Origin of the sequence: Bergeyella anatis, from assembly GCF_036016955.1 — a bacterium.
Lineage (GTDB): Bacteria > Bacteroidota > Bacteroidia > Flavobacteriales > Weeksellaceae > JAYWXI01.
In genome coordinates this window covers 76554-99266 of sequence record NZ_JAYWXI010000003.1, presented here as the reverse complement: position 1 = coordinate 99266, position 22713 = coordinate 76554, and the positions used below count along the sequence as shown (strand labels likewise).

Below are 22713 nucleotides of genomic sequence, written 5' to 3'. Positions count from 1 at the left end.
GATTGGCGGAGAAAACATCGGATAAACCAATAGGATTGATTCAATAATGATTCCTTCCAAAAAATGGGCTTTAAAATTGTAAATTTCACTCTTGTTGCCAGCCTTGTTTTATCGCTACAGTTCTGCGAAAAACGGCAGGATAACGCGTTTGAAAAAATGAGAAAGGAATTCCATAGTGAAATCAGGAAAAGCAAAGCCGAAAAATTTACTGATCAATACGATGCATTTAGCCCTCAAACGGCTTATTTTGTCGACGGAAAACTAAAATTTTTAGAACTTGAAACCCACAGCGAATTAAGCACTTGTACAGAGTTAATTACTTTTGAAAACAATTCCATCGCCGAAATTAAACGGCACGAGCTTATTTATAAAGGCAATAAAAACGGAAACGAAGCGGGAAGAGATTGGAACCATATCGAAAAGGATCGTATTTTCATTCTGAATATTCCCAAAAGGAGAAAAGAGATCTACACCTACGGGCGGCACGTCGGAGCCGGTAAAATATTAACCGCCGATACCGTTTTCATCAACAAAATTAAAACACAAACCGAACAGAAATACAACGCCAAGGTAAAAAAGCCTTTGCCGGAATAAGAGGCCTCTTATTTTGCTTGCAACCACAACTTTCGACTTTATTCCTAATTGCTCTTTTTCAAAAAAGGAGGAATATCCAAAATATACCGTACCTTTGCACGATTTTTTTCAAAACGCTTATGTTTCTCAATAAAACCTATACCCGCGAAAGTCTTAAACTCGCTTTCCCCGTCATGCTGACCCAATTGGGACAGGTTTCGGTTCAGTTATTCGACAATATTATTGTCGGTAATCTTTTGGGTGCCAATGCCTTAGCTGCTGTATCTTTGGCTAACTCGTTGTTTTTTTCGGTATTTATTTTCGGAATCGGTATCTCCTTTGCCATCCCGCCGTTGGTTTCCCAGGCTCATTCCCGGCAAAAACATTCCCGCATTAATGATGTTTTCAGACATGGTTTTGTCCTTAACCTTGTCGTTGGTGTTTTGTTAATGCTGCTTCTATTGGGAGCCATTCCACTGTTGGAACACCTGAACCAACCGAAGGAAATCATTCCCGATACCAAGGCCTACCTTTGGGTATTGGTAGCCAGCATTCTTCCTTTCATGATGTTTCAAACCTTACGTGAGGTTTCGGAGGGACTCGGTTTCACCATCGGGGTGACCAAAGCCACCGTTATTGCCAATGTACTGAACATTGCACTAAACTATGTTTTCATTCAGGGCTTATTTGGCATCAGCCCTATGGGAGTTAAAGGAGCGGCCCTGGCAACGCTTATTGCCCGGCTTTTCATGCTCGTATTTCTTTATTTCGTCATGAGACGCCACCAAACCACTTCCCGCTACATCAAGGATTTTTCGCTGAAACTCCGCCTTTGGAAGAAAAATATGTTTGTAAAAATGCTGAAAATAGGCCTTCCCACAGCTTTTCAGATGTTTTTTGAAGTAACGGCTTTTGCCGGTGCGGCTTTCATTTGCGGTCTGGTTTCGGCACGGGACATCGCTTCGCATCAAATTGCCCTGAGCATGGCTTCGTTCACCTTTAATCTTTGCATTGGCTTCAGTGTGGCATCCACGGTCATGGTGGGCCGCCAGTTCGGTAAACGAAACTTCTCGGAAGTGCGCGCCATAGGTCTGAATAACCTCAAGATCACGTTCATTTATATGTCTATCTGCGGGATAATTTTTATTGCCGGAAGAGAAATTCTGCCTACTTTCTTCACGCAAAAAGAAGATGCCGACGTTATCGAGTTAGCCTCAAAACTCCTAATTATCGCCGCACTTTTCCAACTCTCGGATGGAATTCAGGTTACGGCTTTAGGAACTCTCCGCGGGATTCAGGACGTAAAAATCCCTTCCTACATTACCTTCATCGCATATTGGATTATTACCATTCCTTTAGGATACTACCTTACGGTTACGGCCGGTTTGGGGGCCTACGGTATGTGGATTGCTCTGGGACTCGGCCTCACGGTCTCGGCCATTCTTTTGGTGATCCGCTTCCTTAAACTTACCGGAAAACGTATTAAATCGAACTAACCTTCTATCTTTTTTCTCCTTCGTTTACGGCAAAAGGAGAGTGGCTTACTAAAAACCCTCAGACCGATTTACCTCTCGGAATGAGGGTTTTCTTCAATTTGCAAACAACCCTGAAATCACTTCTGAAAGCACCCTTGAAGTGCATCGGCTCCGAAATAAAAAATCACCAACCAAACCAAGCCTTTAATCGTAAAAAAGGCCAGTCCCGCCCAACCGACTCTTTTAAACCATTTCTTCAATTTGGATTGATTTTCGTTTTGTTCTAAATTTTCCATTGTGCAAAAATAAGATTTTCGTCCCGATTTTTCTCCTCAAAGCCTCTCTTTCTGAAAAGAGGTGTTAATCCAAAAAAACAAAAAGGATTTCCCCGAAGAAGTGAAACCCTTTTGGATGAATTAAAAACATTTACGGCTTATTTTGTCCGTCTCAGATGACTGTGTTTAATTCCATAAAGAAAATAAATCCCCAAACCGATGACAAACCACAAACCAAACCAAAACCAATTGTCATGCGTCATTCCGGTCAAAAGATAAAGGCAAGTACTCAATCCTAAAAGCGGGATAAGATTCAGACGTTTAACATAAGCCAAAACCACCAACACCAAGTTAATCAAAAGGAAAAGACAAACCGACAAACGGAATTCGCCTTCATTGGGATCGTCCCACTGCAGAAGATGATGAAAAAAGTCGGGCTGCCAATAATAAAAACCAGCCACACCGCCTAAGAAAAGAACGGGAAACGAATACTTCGCATTAATAAAGGGCAAATGAAACCGTCCTTTTATTTTTTCTTTTTGCGGCATCAGAAGAATCCCTCCGTTAACGAGAACGAAAGCAAAGATGGTACCGATACTGGTAAAATCAAGGATGAACGATTTATCCGTGAACAAAATGGGAAGCCCCACAGCCAAGCCCGTAATGATCGTAGCAAATCCCGGAGTACGGTATTTAGGATGAACTTGGGAAAATTTACGCGGGAGCAATCCGTCCCGACTCATGGAATACCAAATTCGAGGTTGTCCCATCTGAAACACCAATAAAACCGTCGTAATAGCAATAATTGCCGTTATAGAAACAATAAGTTCCATCCAAGGGAGATTGGCATTTTCAGGCGAAAAAATAAAAGCCAAAGGGTCGCCTACACCGTCGAATTTCCGATAATCCACAATCCCCGTAAGAACCAAAGTCAGCGCCATGTAAATCACCGTACTCAACACCAAAGAAGCCATCATTCCACGGGGAAGATTTTTCTGCGGGTTTTTGGTTTCCTCCGAAAGTACACTTAGGGCATCAAACCCAATGTAAGCAAAAAATACCCCCGAAACCGCCGCCATAACTCCCGAAAATCCGTTCGGCATCATGCTTTTAACCCCTTGAGCATTGGTGGGAGTCCAATAATCGGTATTGATATAAGCCACCCCCACGGCAATAATAATGAAGATCACCGCCAATTTCAAAATAACAAGGGCATTGTTGAAATTTTTACTTTCCTGCACCCCGATATATACCAAAAAGGTAATCATCCCATTAATAACCAATGCAGGAACATCCACAATAAACTTCCACCCGAAAACATACGGCGCCGTTTGCCAAGCATTAAGGAGTTCTTTGTTCACCGAACCGGATTCAAAAGCCTTTTTGGCCTCGGGATAGCTGGTCGAAAGGTAGTCTGGAATATGAAACCCCAACCGCTCCACAAAACTGGTAAAATAATCGCTCCAAGAAAAAGCCACATAGATATTCCCGAAACTGTATTCCATGATAAGCGCCCAACCGATAATCCAAGCCACAAGCTCACCAAAGCTGGCGTAGGCGTACGTGTAAGCACTACCGGCTTTAGGAATACGGCTGGCAAACTCGGCATACGACAAGGCCGTAAATCCACAAGCTACACCGCAAATCACATACAGCGAAAGCACCCCCGGACCACCCCTGAAAATGGCTTCCCCCAAACTACTGAAACTTCCCGCTCCAATAATAGCCGCAAGCCCGAAAAAAATAATATCCCAAACCCCAAGAACCCTCTTTAAATGGGTACTTTGGTCGTTTTCGTCATGGGACTTTCTTCTGAAAAGTTGACTCATATCGCATTTTTGAAACCGCAAAAGTAAGTAAAAATGTTGGCCACTCAATAAGTTCCCCAATAAAAAGAATCGGCATAAAAGACCGAAAGGTTACGGCTCTGAAACTTAGACGAATGCACGGCCTAATGCTATGATACGACGAAAGGCTCTAAACGTTTCTATCCTCTAAGCTATTTTCAAAATACTCTTTTAAAACATAAATTTTCCTGATTCTAAAATAAAAAGTTATTTTCAGCGTATTATTTCCGTGGATTTTGCAACTTTGTAACATGAGAATAAACAAACTGTGCTTTCTGTTTTTGGGATTATTCAATTGGCTTTCAAGCCAAAGCAACCAAGTTATAAAATATACCGACGGGGCTTTGGTCAAAGATGAAAATTATTACTTCTCAGGCCAGCATTTGAACCTTCAGACAAGCGATTACGCCCAAAATGGAGCCGCTTCGGTAGATTCGGTTTCGGCCGCTTCGTACAGATCCGTCATTCAAACGACGGTAGGCGAGCAGAATGTCCGTTTCTCAACGGGGAATCCGGAGAGTCAATTTAGCCTGCCGATTGATTTGGGGTTTACCTTCACTTTTTTTGGAAAAGAATACACCCAAGCCGTAGTAGGCTCCAACGGCCGGGTGGTTTTTTCCCAAGAGTCCACTACACTTGAGTCGCTTTCGAACCGAAACCTTTTCATCGACCGTACTTTTGCACAAAACCCAACCGTCGAAAAGCTGCCTTCCCCTAAATACAATGAAGTTTATGCCTCGGCACCCACAGATCGGAAAATCCCTTTGGCTCAAATTTTTGCAGGTTTTACCCTCATCAATTCCCAAGCCTCACTTACCCGATACAAGTACAAACCGATCCAGCATAACAATGTGCGGGGGATGATGTTTTCGTTCCAAAATATAGTCACTCCCAACGGAAGAATGAACAGCCACGTGCTGATTTTTGAAAACGGCAAAGTGCTGATCTTGGTCGAAAATAAAACTTCAAAGAACTATAATGCCATCTTAGGGCTTCAGAACGACGACGGCACCCGTCATATTGTCTATTCCGAAAGGTACAACAACGGAGAGTGGGTCAGCGGCATCGACGGCGCCTTTGAATTCTCTACGGCACTTACCCGAACCCCATCTTACGAGTGGAAAAGAAACGGAACCACCCAAAATTCAATCAACCGTTTTTATGATTTTTCCCCTTCGGAAAATGAGGAAACCGTTTCGGTTAAAATAACTTTTGCGGAAGACACCGACGGCAGTCTCACCAAGCAAGGCATCGTTAAATTCAAAAGAGTAGCCCAGCCGCTGGTTCATCTTCAATACGGAAATTGCGAAGATCCGGCCGTTCTTTCGGTCGACAATTTTGAAAACCATCCCGATTTGACCTATAAATGGTTCCGTGTGGGGGCCTCTTCGGAGCCTTTAGGTACGGGACGCACTTTTTTGGCAAACAATTCGGGGGCGTATTTCGTTCGGGTCGAAAAAACAGGAACCCCTTCTTTATACGAAGAATCAGAGAGGGTAGAAGTAACCGTAGGAACCTCTATCCCTGCATTCTCGTTTGCTGACGGAGCCGTATTTCCTTTTTGCGACCAAAACCCCTCCCGCGAAAAAACACTAAACCTAATGGAGGCCATCGGCTACCACTCGGGAACCGATTATACCGTTAATTTTTTCGAGAATGGAACGCCCATTTCCGATTATACCAATTATTCCCTCTCTTCGGGAGAGGTAAAAAACCTTCAAGTCCAAGTGGAAACCAACCCCGGTAGACTTCCTTTCTGCCGTTCCAACCTTCGCCACTTTACGGTGGGGTATCAGGCTTGGCCGCCCGAAGGAACGGTCTACGAATCCGAACGGCTTTGCCAAGGCACTTCAGCCTATACGGTGGACCATTTCAAAGCCGCTTACCCCGAACTTTCGGAGTATGAAATAAGCTTAGCCTTAGAAGCAGATGCTTCCGAAGTCGTCGATACCGTCAATCCCATGCTTTCCCCTTCGGTTTGGGTAAAACTTTCTCTTCCGGGCTATTCCTGCCAACCTTCTTACAAGTTAAACTTTCGGTTTCAGCCCTCGGTCGAGGCTCATGCTCCTACAACGGTACTTCCCGCAAAATGCGAAAGTGAAGCCGTATTCGATCTTTCGGTTTTAACCCCCGAAATCAATCCTTCGGGAGGGATGAAAATTTCATTTCACCGCTCCCAAGCCGATGCTCAATCCAATACAAGAGCGGTTTCGGCTTCAGAGGTCTTTCCCGTAGGCGCTACTCGGTTGTTCATCCGCGTGCAGGATCCGTCCACGGGTTGTGTGGCTCAGGCGTTTCCTTCTTTTGAAGTCCATGTTTTTGCCAAACCTCGTCCGAACGGAAGGGTGCCCGAGTTGGCCGCTTGCAAAGACAAAACGTTTAATTTAATTCAGGACGTCCGCTCGTTCTTTAATCAGATTGATCCCTCGATAGCCTACACCGTCCATTATTTTGCTCCCGACGGAACGGCGTTATCCGAACAACAAGCCTCCACATACGATGCTCTAAACCAAGGGTTTTCCCCTTATATGGAAATCCGCTACAATGGCGCATGCCCAGATCGGATCGGTTATCGTTTAACCTTTAACCCTGAACCTTCGGCATTAGTGGCATCCATTCCGGTATGCGAAGAAAAACGCTTCACCCTTGCCGATTTTAAAGCCTTAGTAACCGACCGCCCATCGGCATACGCTTTTTTAAAAGAAGACGGAAGTCCAATGGCAGACGATTTCTCTTTAGAGACCTTACCCTATAAAATTCGTTTTTACCTTCGGGATAATCAAACGGGATGCCTTTCGGCTTTGCAGGAAGTTTCCTTTATCTCCAAAGAACCTTTTTCATTGGATACCGATGAAGTCCCCTTGAATCGCTGCGATGAGCAAGGTGAACGTTTCGACGGAATCACGGTGGTGGATCTGACCTCGGCAGAAGCTTTATTTACCCGATCTTCTTCGGCAATTTTCACCTATTATCGTGATATAGCCAGAACGCATCTGATTGACAATCCCAAAAATTACACCAATACTTCTGCTACGGAAGTCATTTATGTTAAAGTGGAAGCCGCGGGCTATTGCCCCTCTTATGCTAAGATTAACCTTAACATTACTTCTCCTTCACGCTCTTCAACTTTAAAAACCACCTACTTTATTTGTCATGGCGCTATTGTAACCGTAGACGCCGGAGGAGAAAACCGTTCATTCCAATGGAGCAACGGCCAAACGGGACGCACGGCGACATTTGACGCTCCGGGGTATTATTCGGTAACAATGACCAATGCGATGGGCTGTTCTTATACCCATAATTTTGAAATTTCGGATGAACACCAACCGGTCGTGCTTCAACTTCTTCAGGACAACGATAAATTGGAAGTCTTGGCCAAAGGCAATTACCCCATTGAATATTCCTTCAACGGAGGTCCTTTCGGTTCTTCCAATATTTTGTTCCAGCCGACAGCCGACGAATATACGGTAAGTGTCCGCTCGGTTTTGCCCGACGGGACTTATTGTTTGGGAGCGCCAAGCTCACTCTACACCCTTCGCATCCCCAATGCCTTCACGCCTGACGGCGACGGCATTAATGAACTTTGGAGCATCAAAAATTTAGACAAAATGCAACAAGTGGAAATTTGGATTTTCGACCGCTTCGGAAGAGTTGTCTTCGATTCTTCCTCCGCCAAGCGATTGGAATGGAACGGAAAAATCCAAGGTCGACCTCTGCCCACCGCTTCATATTGGTATGTGGTAAAATGGTATGACCCCGGAACCCTGAAAAACGAACAAAAACAAGGGTGGATTTTTCTGAAAAATAGAGATTAAGAAAAACCAAAAGAAAAAACGAAACCGATATTTTTCCACAAATCCACAATCACCGAAAAACTTGTACAGACAATAAGTTTTCTCTATTTTCGTTGATTATTTGTGGATGGTTTTAGAACGCAGAACCATAGGCGGAAATCCGCCTTGTTTCCTCGCAGAAAAAGCCTGCCCACCATACGGCCTAAGCTTAAAAACATTTAATCAAGGTATGAATTCAAAAAAAATATGGATAGCCTCTGCGGCGGTTCTCTTTTTCGGTAACACCGAAGCCCAACAGACGGCCTACTACCAAAAACAAAACCACTATCTCTATGATTTAGCGGAGAATCTCTATCAGACAAGGGTATTTGCCGCAGCGCAATACGGCTATTCTCAACATTATTTCTACGATCGGTCGTTATCCGAATCTCGAAAAGAAGCCGCCCGATTTTTTGACAACGTAATAGGCGTAATTCTTCAACGCAACAAAGCTGAAGAAGGGCTCGAAGCCTTTATGAAAGCTTACCCCCAATCGGCCTATTTTTCCCAAGCCAGCCTTCCGCTTGCGGATTACTATTTGGTTAAGAAAGATTTTGCCCTGGCTCTTCAAACGCTTCAGAGCATTAACCAATACCAGCTGTCCCGGGAAGAAAACACCGAATACATCCTTAAACTGGGGTACGCCAAATTCATGACGGGAGACACTAAAGGAGCCACAGAAGCCCTGGAAGAAGCCTACAAACAAGCCGACGAACAAACTCGTGCAGACCTTTCCTATATGCTGGGGCATCTTTATTACGCCGATGGTCAAAACGACAAGGCTTTCGGTTTTTTTGACACAATAAAAAGCGACATTCGTTACACCAAACTGGTTCAGCCTTACTACGTCCAACTCTATTACAACGAAAAAAACTACGACAAAGCGATAGAAGAGGGAAGTGCATTACTAAATGAAAATCTTCCCGAAACTTATCGAGCCGAAGTTCACAAAATCATAGGCGAGAGCTATTTTATGAAAGAGGATTATGCGTCGGCTTATCCTCATCTTAAGGTCTATTTGCAATCGCAACAAGAACCTTCCGAAAGCGATTTGTACGAAATGGGATTTGTCGCTTCCCAATTGCAAAAATACGACGAGGCGGTCACTTATTATAACCGTCTAACCAACAGCCGCTCGGCCATGTCCCAAAATGCATATTATCAGCTGGGCAACGCCTATCTTCTGACGGGTAAAAAGCAAGAAGCCCTGTCGGCTTTTCGTTCTGCCTACCAAATGACTTACGATACGGGAGTTCAGAAATTAGCCCACGAACAATACGCCAAACTAAGCTACGATATCGGCAATCCTTTTGAGTCGGCTCCGGCAACCATCCAGGAATATCTCCAGCGCTACCCTCAGAGCGAAAAAAATAACGAGATGAAATCCCTGCTCGTCAAATCTTATCTTTATTCGGGGAATTACAAAGAGACCTTGGCCGCCATAGATAAGCTGCCTGATTCCACCCCGGAAATCGATCAAGTCGACCAGGAAGTTTCTTTCCTTTTAGGAACAGAGGAGTTCAATAAAGGAAATTACGATGAAGCCGAACGCTATTTTCTACGCAGTTTGGAAACCCGCATCAATCAATCGTTTTATCCTAGGGCTCTCTACTGGTTGGCGCAGACGTACTATCAAAAAGGAAATTACCCTTCGGCCATCGTCCGTTTTGAAAAGCTCAAAAACGAAACCTTCGAGGAGAAAAAACAATTGAACTATGATTTAGGGTACGCTTATTTCAAATCGGGGAAATTTGGGGAAGCCCAAACTTATTTTAAGGCTTACCTTGCCGATCCCGATCCGGAATTTAAAAAAGACGCCGAACTGCGTTTAGCCGACACCTACTATGCTAGCAACCAACTAAACGAAGCCATAGCGATTTACGACAAGACCGAAGGAGCCAACGATTACACCCTCTTTCAAAAGGGATTGGCTTTAGGATTTAAAGGCGATTCTTTGGCTAAAATTGAAACATTAAAACGCTTGGTGACACAGCATCCGACATCGGATTATGCCGACGACGCCCTTTACGAAATCGGCGTGGCTTATGCCTCCAACGAGGATTACACCTCTGCCAACGACTACTTCACAAAAGTGGTTAAAAGCAGTACGGATAAAGACTTGGTTGCCAATGCGCAAATTTACAGAGCACAAAACTACATCGACCAAAACCAGGAAAGCAAGGCCCTGGCCGAACTGCGCTCATTAGGCAATCAATACAAAAATACCGCGTATGCTTCCCGCATCGCCCAAACCGCCAAACCGATTTTCATCAAAAACGGAGACGTATCGGGGTACCAAACCTTTGCCCAAAACATCGGAATTCGGGTGAATGCTTCGGATATTGACGAAATTCATTTGGCCTCTGCCAGACAGTTCTACGCCAAAAAGGAGTATAAGAACGCCATACCGCTTTACGAAAAATATTTAACCCAAAACCCCACAGGGGAAACCCTCTACCAAGCTCAATACGAACTAGGAGAGAGCCTCTACCAAATGAAAAATACAACGAAAGCCCTACTGGTTCTTCAGGAAGTGGCTGCCGTTCAAAACGATTATCAACAGGAAGCCCAAACGCGTTTGGCTCAAATTCATTTGGCTCAAGGGACACTGAAAGAAGCCCAAAAATATTTGGAAGCTCTGGCGGCTTCTTCCAATGCCACATTAAGAAATTTTTCCCATATCGAGTTGATGAAATTATTTGCCGAGGAACAGAACCTCCCTCAGGCCGAAAAGTATGCTGATTTGGTTATGGCTTATGCCAAAAACCCGGCTAGCGTGATTGAAAATGCCAAAGTCATCAAGGCCCGAAGCCTGATGAAACGAGGGAAAGATCAGGAAGCCCAATCGGCATACCTTGCTTTGGAAAAGGCTTCCAATCCTACGGTAACCGCAGAAGCTCTATACGCCAAAGCCTATTATCAAAACCGAGCCAAAGCTTTTAAATCGTCCAACGAAACCATTTTCCGCTTGGCGAATAATTATGCCTCTGAAGATTACTGGGGCGCAAAAGCATTGGTGGTAATGGCCAAAAATTATTTGGGACTAAAAGATAAGTATCAGGCCAGCTATACGGTGGATCAAATTCTTGCCAATTATCAGGACTTCCCCGATGTGATCGCCGAAGCCAAAGAAGTAAAAAAACAAATCAAGTAAAAACAAACGGCTCCAGAAGTTCCTAAAAAAACTCTAAGCCAATCGAACCGCTCTATCATCATGAACAGAAACATCCAACTCTTGCCTCTTTTTTTATTAGGGATTTCCCAAACGCTTTGGGGGCAAATTCAAGAGGAAAGACTCGTCCTCGAACGCCAACGCGTTCCCGAGGTAAAAGCGATCGAAAAAAAGAAAACCTCCGTTGCGAGCATTAAGAACTATCCGCCGGAAGAAAAAACGCAAAATCCCGTCAAATACATTATCACGAACGTTCCTGCCGTATCCGATTTTAAGACCTCGACTCTGCAAGGAGAAGATATTTCCCCAAAGATAGAAACCACCCATCAAAATAACTACGTTCGGGCAGGCTACGGGAATTACGGGCGTTTTTTGGCAGATGGGCATCTGTCCACCTTATTGGACAACAAAATGGAAGTAGGGACAGACTTTCACTATTACTCCACCGAAGGGCTTAAAAAAGACTACCCTTGGTCGTCCAGAACCGCCAACGCCACTTTAGATGCTTTTGTAAACCATTATGGCGAAAAAGGTAAATTCAATGTTACGGCCCAGTACGAAAGAAACGATTACAATTATTACGGCATTTACGCTTTGGCTCCGTCGTCCGACGTGGATTTGAAACAGAAAACCAACCAAATCCGGGTTAACGGTTATTATGATTTTTATTCCAACGATATTCTGAACGATATTCGGGTTAATTCTCATTTCCTGGCGGATCATTACGACGCCAGAGAAAATCAATTTTCAGCCTCGGTTAACCTTTCCAAACACGCCATCCAATGGCCTTGGGATGAAATCACCCTGAATGCCGATTTGGGATTAGGAATGAATGCAAGAAATACGACTTTTTCCCTGCTCAACCGTAATACGAGCAATCTGTTTAGCATGGAAGCCGCTCCGAAAATAACTTTTTATAAAGGAGATTCTTATTTGAGATTGGGCTCGGGGTTTGCCTTGATGAATTATCGGATTAATCATCGGGATTTAACCCAGGCCGAAACCACAAACAAATTTTATTGGTTTCCTCAGGCCGAAGCCTTGTTCGCAGCCTCGGACGAATTTAAGTTTTATGCCGGAGTGGACGGTGGCTTGACCGATCACTCGTACGCTTCTCTTCTTGAAAGCAATCCCTTCCTGGTTTCCGATCAGCTTCTGAGGCCTACGGAAACGAAATACCATTTTTATTTTGGATTGAAAGGGGATATTTCCAGAGATTTTAAATACGATGTCAAAGCAGGCTATGGCAAAATGCGAAACATTATGTTCTTCCGTGCCAATCCTTTGTTTGACGATGTTTTTACGCTTAACCGCTCGGCTTATAATTACGCCAATACATTTTCGGCGGTATACGATGACGGCAACATCAGTACGATTAAGGGAAGCCTCCAGTATTTTCCGCTTCAGAATTTGGCATTGGATGCCGAACTGGCTTTTACCAAATACGACTTGAAAAACTATGAAAACATCTATAATGTTCCGCTTTTGAACCTTTCTTTTGGTGGAAAATACACCCTTTTAGAAAAAAAATTAGGTTTGGGAGCAAAAGTCTTTTTTGTTACAGATCGTACAACTAATTCATTTTCCATCAACGAATTGCAAGACGGATTAGGCAACCGAACATTTGCTTCAACCGAGCAGTTCAACGCTAAAGTAGGAGGGTATGTGGATATAAATCTTTCGGCAGAGTATAAAATTCACAAAAATTTCAGTATTTTTGCACTCGGGAATAATCTGATGGCTGCCAAATACCAAACCTATAAAGGTTATAAGGTTTTAGGCGCTCAGGTTTTAGGAGGGGTTAAAATTACGTTTTAACTCTTCGGCAATCCCGATTGGGCCCATAGTTTAATGGATAGAATTAAAGATTCCGGTTCTTTAGGTTGAGGTTCGATTCCTCATGGGCCTACACAAAAGAGTTCTTCTTTTCAGAAGAGCTCTTTTTGTTTTTTACCCATTTTTAAGTCGTCCGGCTTTTTTCACTAAATCCAAAGCCTATTTCGTCCGATTTTTGGAAATTTCCCCAACCGTATTGATATTTTTTTTATCTTTGGTACGATTAAAACCTTAAAACAATGAAATTACCTAAGTTTTTATTGGCAGACAATTCCGAAATGCCAGAAGATTTGTTCGTCGTACATACGGAGTACCCTCGGTTCATTCTTAATGTAGAGGAAGAAGAAGTGGAATGGCTGGACGATTTGGAAGGCGACGACGAGGAAACCATCGCAGATGAAGCTACTAAAGTGGTTGAAGCGGCTTTCAAATGGTGCGATGACGAGCTTGCCAAATACGATGAAGAAGAAGACGAAGCCTAAGTGTGATCGAAAATAATCGCTATTACAGCTCAAAAGAACTCCAAACTTTTGGAGTTCTTTTTTTTGGATACAAGATGAATGATGCTATCTAAACATTTTTTCATTTGAAATTATTATATAGCATGCTTTAATTTAAAGAAAGGAGAACGTCTCAGCCTCAAGATAATTGATTTTTAAACCAACAAAAGTAAAAAACTATTACAATTTAACATAATATAAATTATAGGACTTTTTAGTATTTTGCTTATTTTATTCGTTTTTCGTATTTTTAAACTTTATAAAAATCCTGAAAACAATAAACCAAAATGAAAAAACATCTATTCATGGGTATTGGTACGGCTCTTTTGTTGACGGCCTGCAATAAAAAAAATGAAATAACGGTTAGCGAAACACCTGATTCCACAGGTGTTTTCAAAGACCAAATCAGCGTAGCCGACAGTACATTGGCTGCCACGACCGACTGCTACGCTTATACCGGAACCAAAGATTCTCTCTACCTTCAGATGGACGACAATTTGGGAACCATAACCGGTAAAATTCGGTATGCCGGAACACAAAATCTTTCGGGCGACATTGTCGGAACCAGCCATGGTGACACAATAAAGGTTGACTGCAGTTATCAATCCGATGGCCAGGAAATACTGAAAGAAATATGGTTTCTGAAACAAAACGACCGCTTGCGGGAAGGCACCGGAAAATACGACGCCAACCTGCGTTACGCCGATCCCAAAACCGTAAAATTTGAAGGACAAACTTTAGCCCCCGTTCGCTGCGAAGAAATTCAAACGCATTTTACGACAAAACCATAAAATCATTCAATAAAAAAACTCCCGAATCTTATCGGGAGTTTTTTTAACAAAAAGCAATGGCTTTAACCTCGTAATTCCGCTCCAAACGATTTTTCAAACGTTCGGATTAAAGCATTCATCACTTCACTGATTTCTTTTTCTTCCAATGTTTTTTCTTCATTGAGCAATTCAAAACTCAACGCATAAGATTTTTTCCCTTCAGGAAGATTTTTTCCTTCATAAACATCGAACAAATTAATCTGCCTCAAATAAGGCGAAGGCTGCTTCCTTGCGGCATCATACAATTCGGCATAAGTTATGTTTTTATCCACCAACAATGCCAAATCTCTTCGGATTTTGTTGAACTTCGGAATATCGGCAAATTTGAAGTTGTCTTTACGACGAAGTTTTTGTACCGTTTCCAATTCGATTTCAGCATAGTAGCACTCCTGCTCTATTCCCTTGGTTTTCAATAGAGATTCACTCACTTTCCCTATACGGGCAAGGGGTTTTCCATCAAAAGTCCATTCCAAAGCATCCGAAAAACGCTCGTCCTCCAAAGCGGATTCTGTCACGTTCAAATCCAATCGTTCAAACAAAAGACTCACATACCCCTTCAAATGATAAAAATCGGTAGCCGATTTTGGCTGGAGCCAGTTTTCAGCCTGATCCCGTCCGGAAACCAAAATCGCCATTTGCTTTCGCTCTTCGTACTGATCGCGTTTATGGTAAATTTTTCCGTATTCGAAAAATTTGATGTCGGAATTCCTACGGTTAATATTATAAACCGCATTATCCAAAAGACCTTCCAAAAGGGATTTTCTCATAAAAGCCAAATCCCCACTTAACGGATTAAGAAGCTTTACAGCATCGGTTTCGTCCTTTACCGAAGTCAGAGAGTTATTCATAACTTCGTAAAATCCATTGCCTTGAAGCAGTCTCGCCCATGAATTCTCCAGCTCGTCCTGATCGTTAAAGCTGAGTTTAACCGGTGTGAAAGCGATCTTTTGCGGTGCATCAATTTTGTTGTATCCGTAAATACGAAGGATTTCCTCGATAACGTCAATTTCACGCGTTACATCCGCACGGTATGCCGGTACGGAAATTTCAAATCCGTTCGGAATATCATTCAACACATCTATCTCCAAAGACTTAAGAATTTCCCTCACTTTTTCCTTATGAATCTTAAGCCCCAAAATCTGCTCAATCTTAGAAAAACGAAGGATAATATAATGGTCTTCTATTTTTTTAGGATAATGCTCCAAAAACGCTCCCACCAAGGTTCCGCCCGCAAGCTCTTCCAGCAGCTTAATCGCATGGGTCAAAGCCGTTTTGGTCGTATTAGGATCCACCCCGCGTTCAAAACGGAAAGAAGCATCCGTATTCAGCCCATGGAGCTTCGCTCCTTTCCTAATGGCAACCGGATTGAAATAAGCACTCTCTAAAAAAACCTTACGGGTCTGTGCCCCAACTCCAAAATCTTCTCCACCGAAAACGCCAGCCAAACAAAGCGGACGGTTGTTGCCGTCTTTAATCATGATTTCCGTTCCTTTCAGCGTTCTCTTAACGCCATCCAAAGTAGTGAAAGTCTCTCCTTCCTGACTTACGCCTACCCTTACGGTCTGTCCTGCGATTTTATCCGCATCGAACGCATGAAGCGGCTGGCCAAAACCATGAAGAATATAGTTGGTAATGTCTACCACATTGTTAATAGGACTCAATCCAATGGCTTTTAGTCTGTTTTTCAGCCATTCGGGGGACTCTCCCACCCTTACGTTGTCAATGACGGCTCCGATGTATCGGGGACAGAGTTCCGAGTCTTCCACTTCCAAACGGAATTCATGCGTTCCCTGAGACGAAACCGGCTGAGACGCCATTTTTTCAAATTCGGATTTCAATTGGTTGGAAGAAAGAAAAGCGTGCAAATCTCTTGCAACCCCATAATGCGACATTGCATCGGTTCGGTTAGGCGTGAGTCCGATTTCATAAACTTCATCCTTCACAATATCGAAATATTGTGCAAAAGGAGCACCTACCGTGTAACGGGTTTCGTCCAAAACCATAATCCCACCGTGATCGTCGCTTAAACCGAGCTCGTCCTCCGCACAAATCATCCCCTGAGATTTTTCCCCACGGATTTTGGCTTCCTTTATCTCGAAAAAATCCCCTTCTTTCGTATAAATTTTTGTTCCGACCGTCGCCACGGGAACTGTCTGCCCGGCCGCCACATTGGGTGCTCCGCACACAATATTTAGGATTCGCCCCTCCCCGATATCCACCGTGGTGATTTTTAATTTATCCGCGTTGGGGTGCTTTTCGCAGGTAAGAACTTTCCCTACCACAATGCCTTCTAAGCCGCCTTTAATGTTTTCAAAGGGTTCGATGCCCTCCACTTCCAATCCTATATCGGTAAGATATTCGCCGATTTTTTCGGACCTCAAATCGGTCTGAAGGTATTCTTTTAACCAGTTGTTCGAAATTTTCATTCTTCTAAATTTGAAATAGTGCCTCCGCCTGTTTCCGTTAGGTTTACGGAGAAAATTATTGGTTTTTGTCTTTTTCTCAAAGCTGCAAATATCGGGATTTTTTGAGAGATTTTAAAATGATTTCCCTTCGTTATGCCTACAAAAAAGGAATTATTCCATCATAAAAAAGAGAGATTTGAAATGCTCAAATCCCTCTGTGTTATTTCGCTGTGTTATTTAGGGTTGCAGAAATTTTACATTCCGATAACCGGCATTGATAACATCAAAAGATGCTCATGATCCTCCAAGCCATCCACCGGCTCCAAAATCCCCGGACGGTTCGGCTGGGACATCTTCATCGTTACGTCGTCCGAAGCCAAAACCGAAAGCATTTCCGTTAAAAACTTAGACGAAAATCCGATATTGATGTCTTCCCCATTATAGTCGCAAGGCACCTGCATATCCGCTTTGTTGGCGAATTCCGTATCTTCGGCATGAAGATGAAGCACGTTGCCCGAAAGCTTAAAGCGCACCTGATTAGTCGATTTATTAGACATAATGGAAGCCCTCCGGATAGCATTAAGCAACAAATTCCGATTAATGGTCAAAACGTTAGGATTTTCCTTCGGAATCACAGCACTATAATTCGGGTACTTCCCATCAATCAAACGACAAATCCAAACATTGTTTCCGAATTTGAATTTAGCCATATTCTCATTAAACTCGATAACCACATCCTCTCCCGAATTCGCTAAAATATTCTTGAAGATATTCAACGGTTTTTTCGGCATGATGAATTCCATCGGTTCGGCAATAAGATCGGTTCTCTTATAAACCACCAAACGGTGGGAGTCGGTGGAAACAAAGTTGGTCTCATCCTCCTTAAACTGGAACAAAACCCCCGTCATCACCGGTCTAAGCGAATCATTGGAAGTAGCAAAAAGTGTATTGGTAAGCGCTTCCGAAAGCACCCCCGCAGGGATAGTTACGCTTTGCGACGCATCAAACTCCGGCAATTCCGGATAATCCTCCGCATTATCCAAAGCCACCGCAAAATTGTCCTTTTCATCCAAAATCTCCAAAAGACTTCCGACCCCCTCCTCATTCTCTTTCACCGAAAGCGTCAAAGGCTGCTCGCCATAAGTCTTTATGAAATCTTGAAAAATCTTCGCCGGAACAGCAAATTTCCCCGAATCATCGGCTTTTACTTCCAACGATGTTATCAAAGTGGTTTCCCCGTCCGAAGCCGTTATGGTCAGATTGTTTTCCTCCAAGTCAAAAAGATAATTTTCCAGTATCGGCCGTGACTGCGAATTCGAAATCACGCCACTCACCGTTTGCAGAGCCTTCTGCAATTCTCCACTCGAAACAATAAATTTCATAAAAAAATTATTTTTACAAATATAGGGAAATTTGAAATACAATACCGAAAAAATAAACCCCACCAACCGCCCAAGTTATCAACAATAACCGTCGAAAAACCAAACAATGCTAAAATCCAACGTCACCATTTCCTATCGCCAACAAATTAAAAAAACACAAACGATAAGCCTGTGTTTTTTAGTTTTTTAATCCAAAAGATTATGACTCTCCAACGATTTATTTTCGGAACATGGCCGAAACCTTTTCCGCCTTCTTACTCTCCGAATAGTCGTAGAAGCCCTCACCGGATTTTACGCCGAGTTTTCCGGCCGTTACCATATTGACCAAAAGCGGATTCGGAGCATATTTCGGATTTCGGAATCCGGCATACATCACCTCTAAAATCGCAAGACATACGTCCAGCCCGATAAAATCGGCCAACTGCAACGGTCCCATAGGATGTGCCATCCCGAGTTTCATCACCGTATCAATCTCTTCCACTCCCGCAACCCCGTGATGAAGCGTCTCAATCGCCTCGTTAATCATGGGCATCAAAATCCTATTAGCCACAAACCCCGGATAATCGTTCACTTCCACGGGAACTTTCCCCAAAGTCTTACTCATGGCATAAACCGCCTCAAATGTATCCTGAGAAGTGGAATACCCTTTGATGATTTCGACCAATTTCATAATAGGCACCGGATTCATAAAGTGCATCCCGATGACTTTGTCCGGCCGGCGGGTGGCCGAAGCAATTTTAGTGATGGATATCGAAGACGTATTAGTAGCCAAAATACAATCTGAAGGCGAAAATTCGTCCATTTGAGCAAAAATTTTAAGCTTCAATTCCAAATTTTCCGTCGCCGCCTCCACGATAAGATCAGCCTGACCAACCGCTTCCTTTAACTCCGTAAAAGTAACAATATTGCCCAAGGTCGCCGTCTTCTGTTCCTCGGTAAGATGCCCTTTGGCTATCATTCGATCCAAATTGGAAGAAATAGTCTTCAATCCCCTATCCAAAGCACTTTGAGAAACATCCACCAATTTAACAGAGAATCCCGATTGAGCAAACGCATGGGCAATTCCATTCCCCATGGTTCCCGCTCCAATGACAACGATAGTATTCATAATAATCCGTTTAATTTTTAAAACATTAGTTCAAATACCGAGTAATGGCTTCACTGGTCGGTTTGGTAGCACTGTTGAAACTGTCGATCAACTTACCGTTTTCGTCCAACAAAAATTTGGTGAAATTCCAAAGCACCGCACTGCTTTTAACCCCGTTGAGTTCCTTCTCCGTCAAATAGCGGAAAATAGGCGCCATATCATCCCCTTTAACGGAAACCTTAGCCGCCATGGGAAAGCTCACACCGTAATTCCGCTGGCAAAAGGTTGCAATCTCCGTATTGCTCCCGGGCTCTTGACCGCCAAAATTATTAGCCGGAAAACCAACAATCACCAAACGATCCTTGTATTGGTCGTAAAGGGCTTGAAGTTCGGCATACTGCGGGGTAAACCCGCATTCGGAAGCCGTATTCACGATCAGGACCTTTTTTCCCTTGAAGTCCGCAAAATCAATCGTCCCGCCCTCAAGCGCTTCAACTTTGTAATCGTAAAGGGTTTTTCCTTTATTGGCCTCCAACTCGGCTTTGGCCGTTTCGCTTTTTTTACTCGTACAGCTCTGAACCAAAGCCGCTACCGATAAAAGCCACAAAAATAGTTTTTTCATTTTCGGTTCGTTTTCGTAATTAGAATTTAAAAGTGTTTTCCGGAAGCACTTTGTTGGTTTCTATCTTTTGAATCAGCATAACGTAATCGCTTTCCTTCTTGGGACTGGACCCCTCGATACGAAAAGGGAAAAACAAATTCCCCACCTTGCGATAGTCCGAATAAATCAACGTTTCGTCTTTTTTGTCCTCCCTCAACAGCATGTACGTTTTAGCATCGAAATAATAGAGCGTTTTATTGACGTTTTTCGTCAACTCCACCTTCAGAACCTCGTTTACTCCCAGTTTTTCCTTTCCCAAAAATTTTGCCGTAAACCCTTTATTTTCAAAATCAATAAAGTCGTTATCGAAATTTTCAGGCACATAGTTCGGATACTCCTGCAAGCGATTAACCGCATAATTCATCGCATACCCTTTTTTTCCGTCGTACCCTTCCACCGCCGTTTCTTTTTTATTAATCGTAATGGTGGTCTTGGTCAAATTAGGACGTTGCTGATAGATTTTTATAGGGTATTCGTCTTTAATCCCCAGCGTTACCTTGCCCTGAAGGATAACCGAATTAAGCAATTTCCAGTTAATCAGCCCCCCAGAAAGTTCGATATTTTTTTCGATGATTTCCTTTCCGCTCTGCGCCGAAAGCCAAAGGGATAAAAGAAAGGAAAAAACAATGATGATTTTCTTCATTAAATGATTTGATTTAAACTAAACCGTCTCCACCCTGAAAGCGAATCTCTGCTTCAAAAAAGCAACCAAATATAAAAATTTTATATTTAAGTGCACCTAAAGGCTCTTCTCCCCACTCTCGGTCGAAAGAATCTGTCGGGCTTTTTCCAAGTCCTCCGGAACGTCAATCCCCACACCGACAAAGTCGGTTTCAATCATTTTGATCTTCATGCCATGTTCCAAATAGCGCAAACACTCTATCTTTTCCGCCTGTTCAAGCGGGGTCATTGGCAACGAAGCAAATTTGAGCAGTGCCTCCCGCCGAAAAGCATAAACGCCGATATGTTTAAAATAATCCACCGCCAACGATTGCTCCCGATGAAAAGGAAGCACCGAACGACTAAAATACATCGCAAAACCTTGCTTATCGGTAATAACCTTCACATTATTGGGGTTTTCAATTTCCGTGGGCTCTTTTAATTTTATTTTGAGTGAAGCCAAGGAAACCATTTTCTCCCGATCCTGATGAAACACGGAAATCAGCTGCAAAAGAGGTTCAGTCTTAAGAAAAGGTTCGTCCCCCTGAACATTTACCACAACATCGCATTCAATCCCCCGCACCGCTTCCGCTATGCGGTCGCTCCCCGTTTCATGCGGCCCCGTGCGAACGGCCTTTCCGCCACTGTTTAAAATTTCCTCAAAAATAACATCGGAATCCGTGGCTACAAAAACTTCATCAAACAACCCGGTCTCCACCACGTTGCGATACGTAGTAGCAATCACCGTTCTTCCGCCCAAATCCTGCATGAGCTTACCCGGAAACCGGCTCGCTTCATACCGAGCAGGAATTACCGCTATAATCTTCATCGTTTCGCTGTTTTTTGAATTAAGACAATTTGGCCAGCGCCGCTTCCAACCGAGGGAATAAAGCTTCGATTTCACCAAGACTCACCCCTCCCACCGAAGCGCGGAACCAAGGCATGGACCGTTCATTACCAAACGCCGAAAAAGGCACCAAGGCCACCCCCGCCTCCTGAATAAGGTAAAACACCAAATCCGAAGTATCCGAAATACAGCTTCCATCCGGTTTTTGCTTCCCGACATAATCCAATTTTATCGTAAGGTACATTGCCCCCATCGGCTGAATGCTTTCCACAGAAAAACCCTTGCTTTTCATGGCTTGAACCCCATGATGAAGCGCTTGGAGATTCGCCTGAAGTTTGGCCTTAAAATCGCTAATGAAACCTTCCACCTTCGCTTCGTCGGCATAATAGTTTGCAACAGCAGCCTGCTCAGGCTTCGGAGCCCAAGCCCCCACATGGGTCAGCAAAGCCTTCATTTTAGAAATCACCTCCGAAGGACCAAAGCCCCAGCCGACCCGAACCCCCGTCGCAGCCAAACTTTTGGAGATCCCGTCAACATAAATCGTATAGTCTTTCATCTCCGGAAATAAAGCCACGGGGCTATAATGTTCCGCTTCAAACGTAAGGTTAGAGTAAATCTGATCATACAGCAGATAAAGCGGTTTTTCGCCTTCCTTTCGGCGAGCATTCTCCTCAATGACCATTTCGCATATTTCCGAAAGCTGAGCCTTGGTAAACATCGTCCCCGTAGGATTAAGCGGAGAACAAAGCGAAAGCAACACAGCCCCTTCCAAATGCGGCTTCAATTCCGCCGCCGTAGGCAAAAAATTATTGGAAACCCCGGTCTCCACCTCTACCGCTTTAGCCGAAGTCAGATAAGCATAATGGTTATTGTTCCACGAAGGCGTCGGGTAAATGACCTTATCCCCCTCATCGACAATCACCTTGTATATCGCATAGATAAGTGGCCTAGCCCCCGCCGTAATCAAAATATCTTCCGGCTCGTAATCCAGTTTCCAACGTTTTTTCAAATCCTCAGAAACCGTCTGACGCAAAGCCAAAAGCCCATTAGCCGGCGGGTAATTGGTCTGATTATCTTCGTAGGCATTTTGAATTTCCTGCTTCAGTTCCGAAGGAATCGGATAAAGTCGGGAGTTAAGATCCCCAATCGTAAGATTAGCTATTTCTGCCCCTTTGGCTTTCAGGTCATTGACTTCATTCCCTATCTTGACGATTTCCGAACCTATAAGGTTAGCGGCGAGTTTGGATACTTTCACTTTTATATTATGTTTTTGAGGTTAGTAATGGCTCCGCGTCACTCGTCCAGTAATCCGAAGCCGCATCATTAAGAT

16 protein-coding genes and 1 tRNA gene are annotated in these 22713 nt (G+C 43.5%); 8 read left to right on the top strand and 9 right to left on the bottom strand.

The features are described 5' to 3' along the window. Positions 1–156: 156 nt before the first annotated feature. Together VQ048_RS03150 and VQ048_RS03145 are read left to right on the top strand one after the other, a co-directional pair. On the top strand, positions 157–594 hold the full coding sequence (locus VQ048_RS03150) for a hypothetical protein (RefSeq protein ID WP_327610232.1): 438 nt from the start codon (positions 157–159) through the stop codon (positions 592–594). A gap of 119 nt (positions 595–713) precedes the next feature. Beyond that, the gene (locus VQ048_RS03145) at positions 714–2069 is read left to right on the top strand and encodes an MATE family efflux transporter (protein ID WP_327610231.1); all 1356 of its coding nucleotides are present in this window, start codon (positions 714–716) and stop codon (positions 2067–2069) included. 116 nt (positions 2070–2185) lie between these two features. Here VQ048_RS03145 and VQ048_RS03140 read toward each other — a convergent pair whose 3' ends face one another. Beyond that, positions 2186–2344 carry an RNA-binding protein gene (locus tag VQ048_RS03140; protein WP_327610230.1) on the bottom strand — a complete coding sequence of 53 codons (159 nt, stop codon included), beginning with the start codon at positions 2342–2344 and terminating at the stop codon, positions 2186–2188. Between the two features lie 137 nt (positions 2345–2481). Continuing rightward, the gene (locus VQ048_RS03135) at positions 2482–4152 is read right to left on the bottom strand and encodes an APC family permease (protein ID WP_327610229.1); all 1671 of its coding nucleotides are present in this window, start codon (positions 4150–4152) and stop codon (positions 2482–2484) included. A 269-nt stretch (positions 4153–4421) separates the two neighbouring features. Here VQ048_RS03135 and VQ048_RS03130 point away from each other — a divergent pair, with 269 nt between their 5' ends. The 6 genes from VQ048_RS03130 to VQ048_RS03105 all read left to right on the top strand — a co-directional run bounded on the left by VQ048_RS03130 (position 4422) and on the right by VQ048_RS03105 (position 14302). After that, positions 4422–7985: an FIDD domain-containing protein gene (locus VQ048_RS03130; RefSeq protein ID WP_327610228.1), complete on the top strand. Its 3564-nt coding sequence runs from the start codon at positions 4422–4424 to the stop codon at positions 7983–7985. Positions 7986–8193: 208 nt separating this feature from the next. Continuing rightward, positions 8194–11157: a tetratricopeptide repeat protein gene (locus VQ048_RS03125; protein ID WP_327610227.1), complete on the top strand. Its 2964-nt coding sequence runs from the start codon at positions 8194–8196 to the stop codon at positions 11155–11157. Between the two features lie 60 nt (positions 11158–11217). After that, positions 11218–12993 carry a TonB-dependent receptor gene (locus VQ048_RS03120; protein ID WP_327610226.1) on the top strand — a complete coding sequence of 592 codons (1776 nt, stop codon included), beginning with the start codon at positions 11218–11220 and terminating at the stop codon, positions 12991–12993. Between the two features lie 19 nt (positions 12994–13012). Beyond that, positions 13013–13084, top strand: a tRNA-Arg gene (locus VQ048_RS03115). Positions 13085–13250: 166 nt separating this feature from the next. Continuing rightward, on the top strand, positions 13251–13493 hold the full coding sequence (locus tag VQ048_RS03110; RefSeq protein WP_327610225.1) for a DUF8828 family protein: 243 nt from the start codon (positions 13251–13253) through the stop codon (positions 13491–13493). Positions 13494–13798: 305 nt separating this feature from the next. After that, positions 13799–14302 carry a hypothetical protein gene (locus VQ048_RS03105; RefSeq protein ID WP_327610224.1) on the top strand — a complete coding sequence of 168 codons (504 nt, stop codon included), beginning with the start codon at positions 13799–13801 and terminating at the stop codon, positions 14300–14302. 62 nt (positions 14303–14364) lie between these two features. On the opposite strand, the gene pheT is transcribed toward VQ048_RS03105, so the two are convergent. The 7 genes from pheT to VQ048_RS03070 form a co-directional block, all read right to left on the bottom strand. Continuing rightward, positions 14365–16767, bottom strand: coding sequence for a phenylalanine--tRNA ligase subunit beta (pheT, locus tag VQ048_RS03100; protein WP_327610223.1), 2403 nt, complete (start codon positions 16765–16767; stop codon positions 14365–14367). 233 nt (positions 16768–17000) lie between these two features. Then, positions 17001–18128 carry a DNA polymerase III subunit beta gene (dnaN, locus tag VQ048_RS03095; protein WP_327610222.1) on the bottom strand — a complete coding sequence of 376 codons (1128 nt, stop codon included), beginning with the start codon at positions 18126–18128 and terminating at the stop codon, positions 17001–17003. Between the two features lie 217 nt (positions 18129–18345). Beyond that, positions 18346–19236: a 3-hydroxybutyryl-CoA dehydrogenase gene (locus tag VQ048_RS03090; RefSeq protein ID WP_327610221.1), complete on the bottom strand. Its 891-nt coding sequence runs from the start codon at positions 19234–19236 to the stop codon at positions 18346–18348. A gap of 25 nt (positions 19237–19261) precedes the next feature. Next, the gene (locus tag VQ048_RS03085) at positions 19262–19837 is read right to left on the bottom strand and encodes a glutathione peroxidase (protein ID WP_327610220.1); all 576 of its coding nucleotides are present in this window, start codon (positions 19835–19837) and stop codon (positions 19262–19264) included. A gap of 19 nt (positions 19838–19856) precedes the next feature. Beyond that, entirely contained in the window at positions 19857–20519 is a 663-nt protein-coding gene (locus VQ048_RS03080; protein ID WP_327610219.1) for a histidine kinase, read from the bottom strand. A gap of 96 nt (positions 20520–20615) precedes the next feature. Then, a complete protein-coding gene (gene kdsB / locus VQ048_RS03075) occupies positions 20616–21365 on the bottom strand; it encodes a 3-deoxy-manno-octulosonate cytidylyltransferase (RefSeq protein ID WP_327610218.1) in 750 nt (249 codons plus the stop codon). 19 nt (positions 21366–21384) lie between these two features. Beyond that, positions 21385–22638: a pyridoxal phosphate-dependent aminotransferase gene (locus VQ048_RS03070; RefSeq protein ID WP_327610217.1), complete on the bottom strand. Its 1254-nt coding sequence runs from the start codon at positions 22636–22638 to the stop codon at positions 21385–21387. Between the last annotated feature and the right edge of the window lie 75 nt (positions 22639–22713).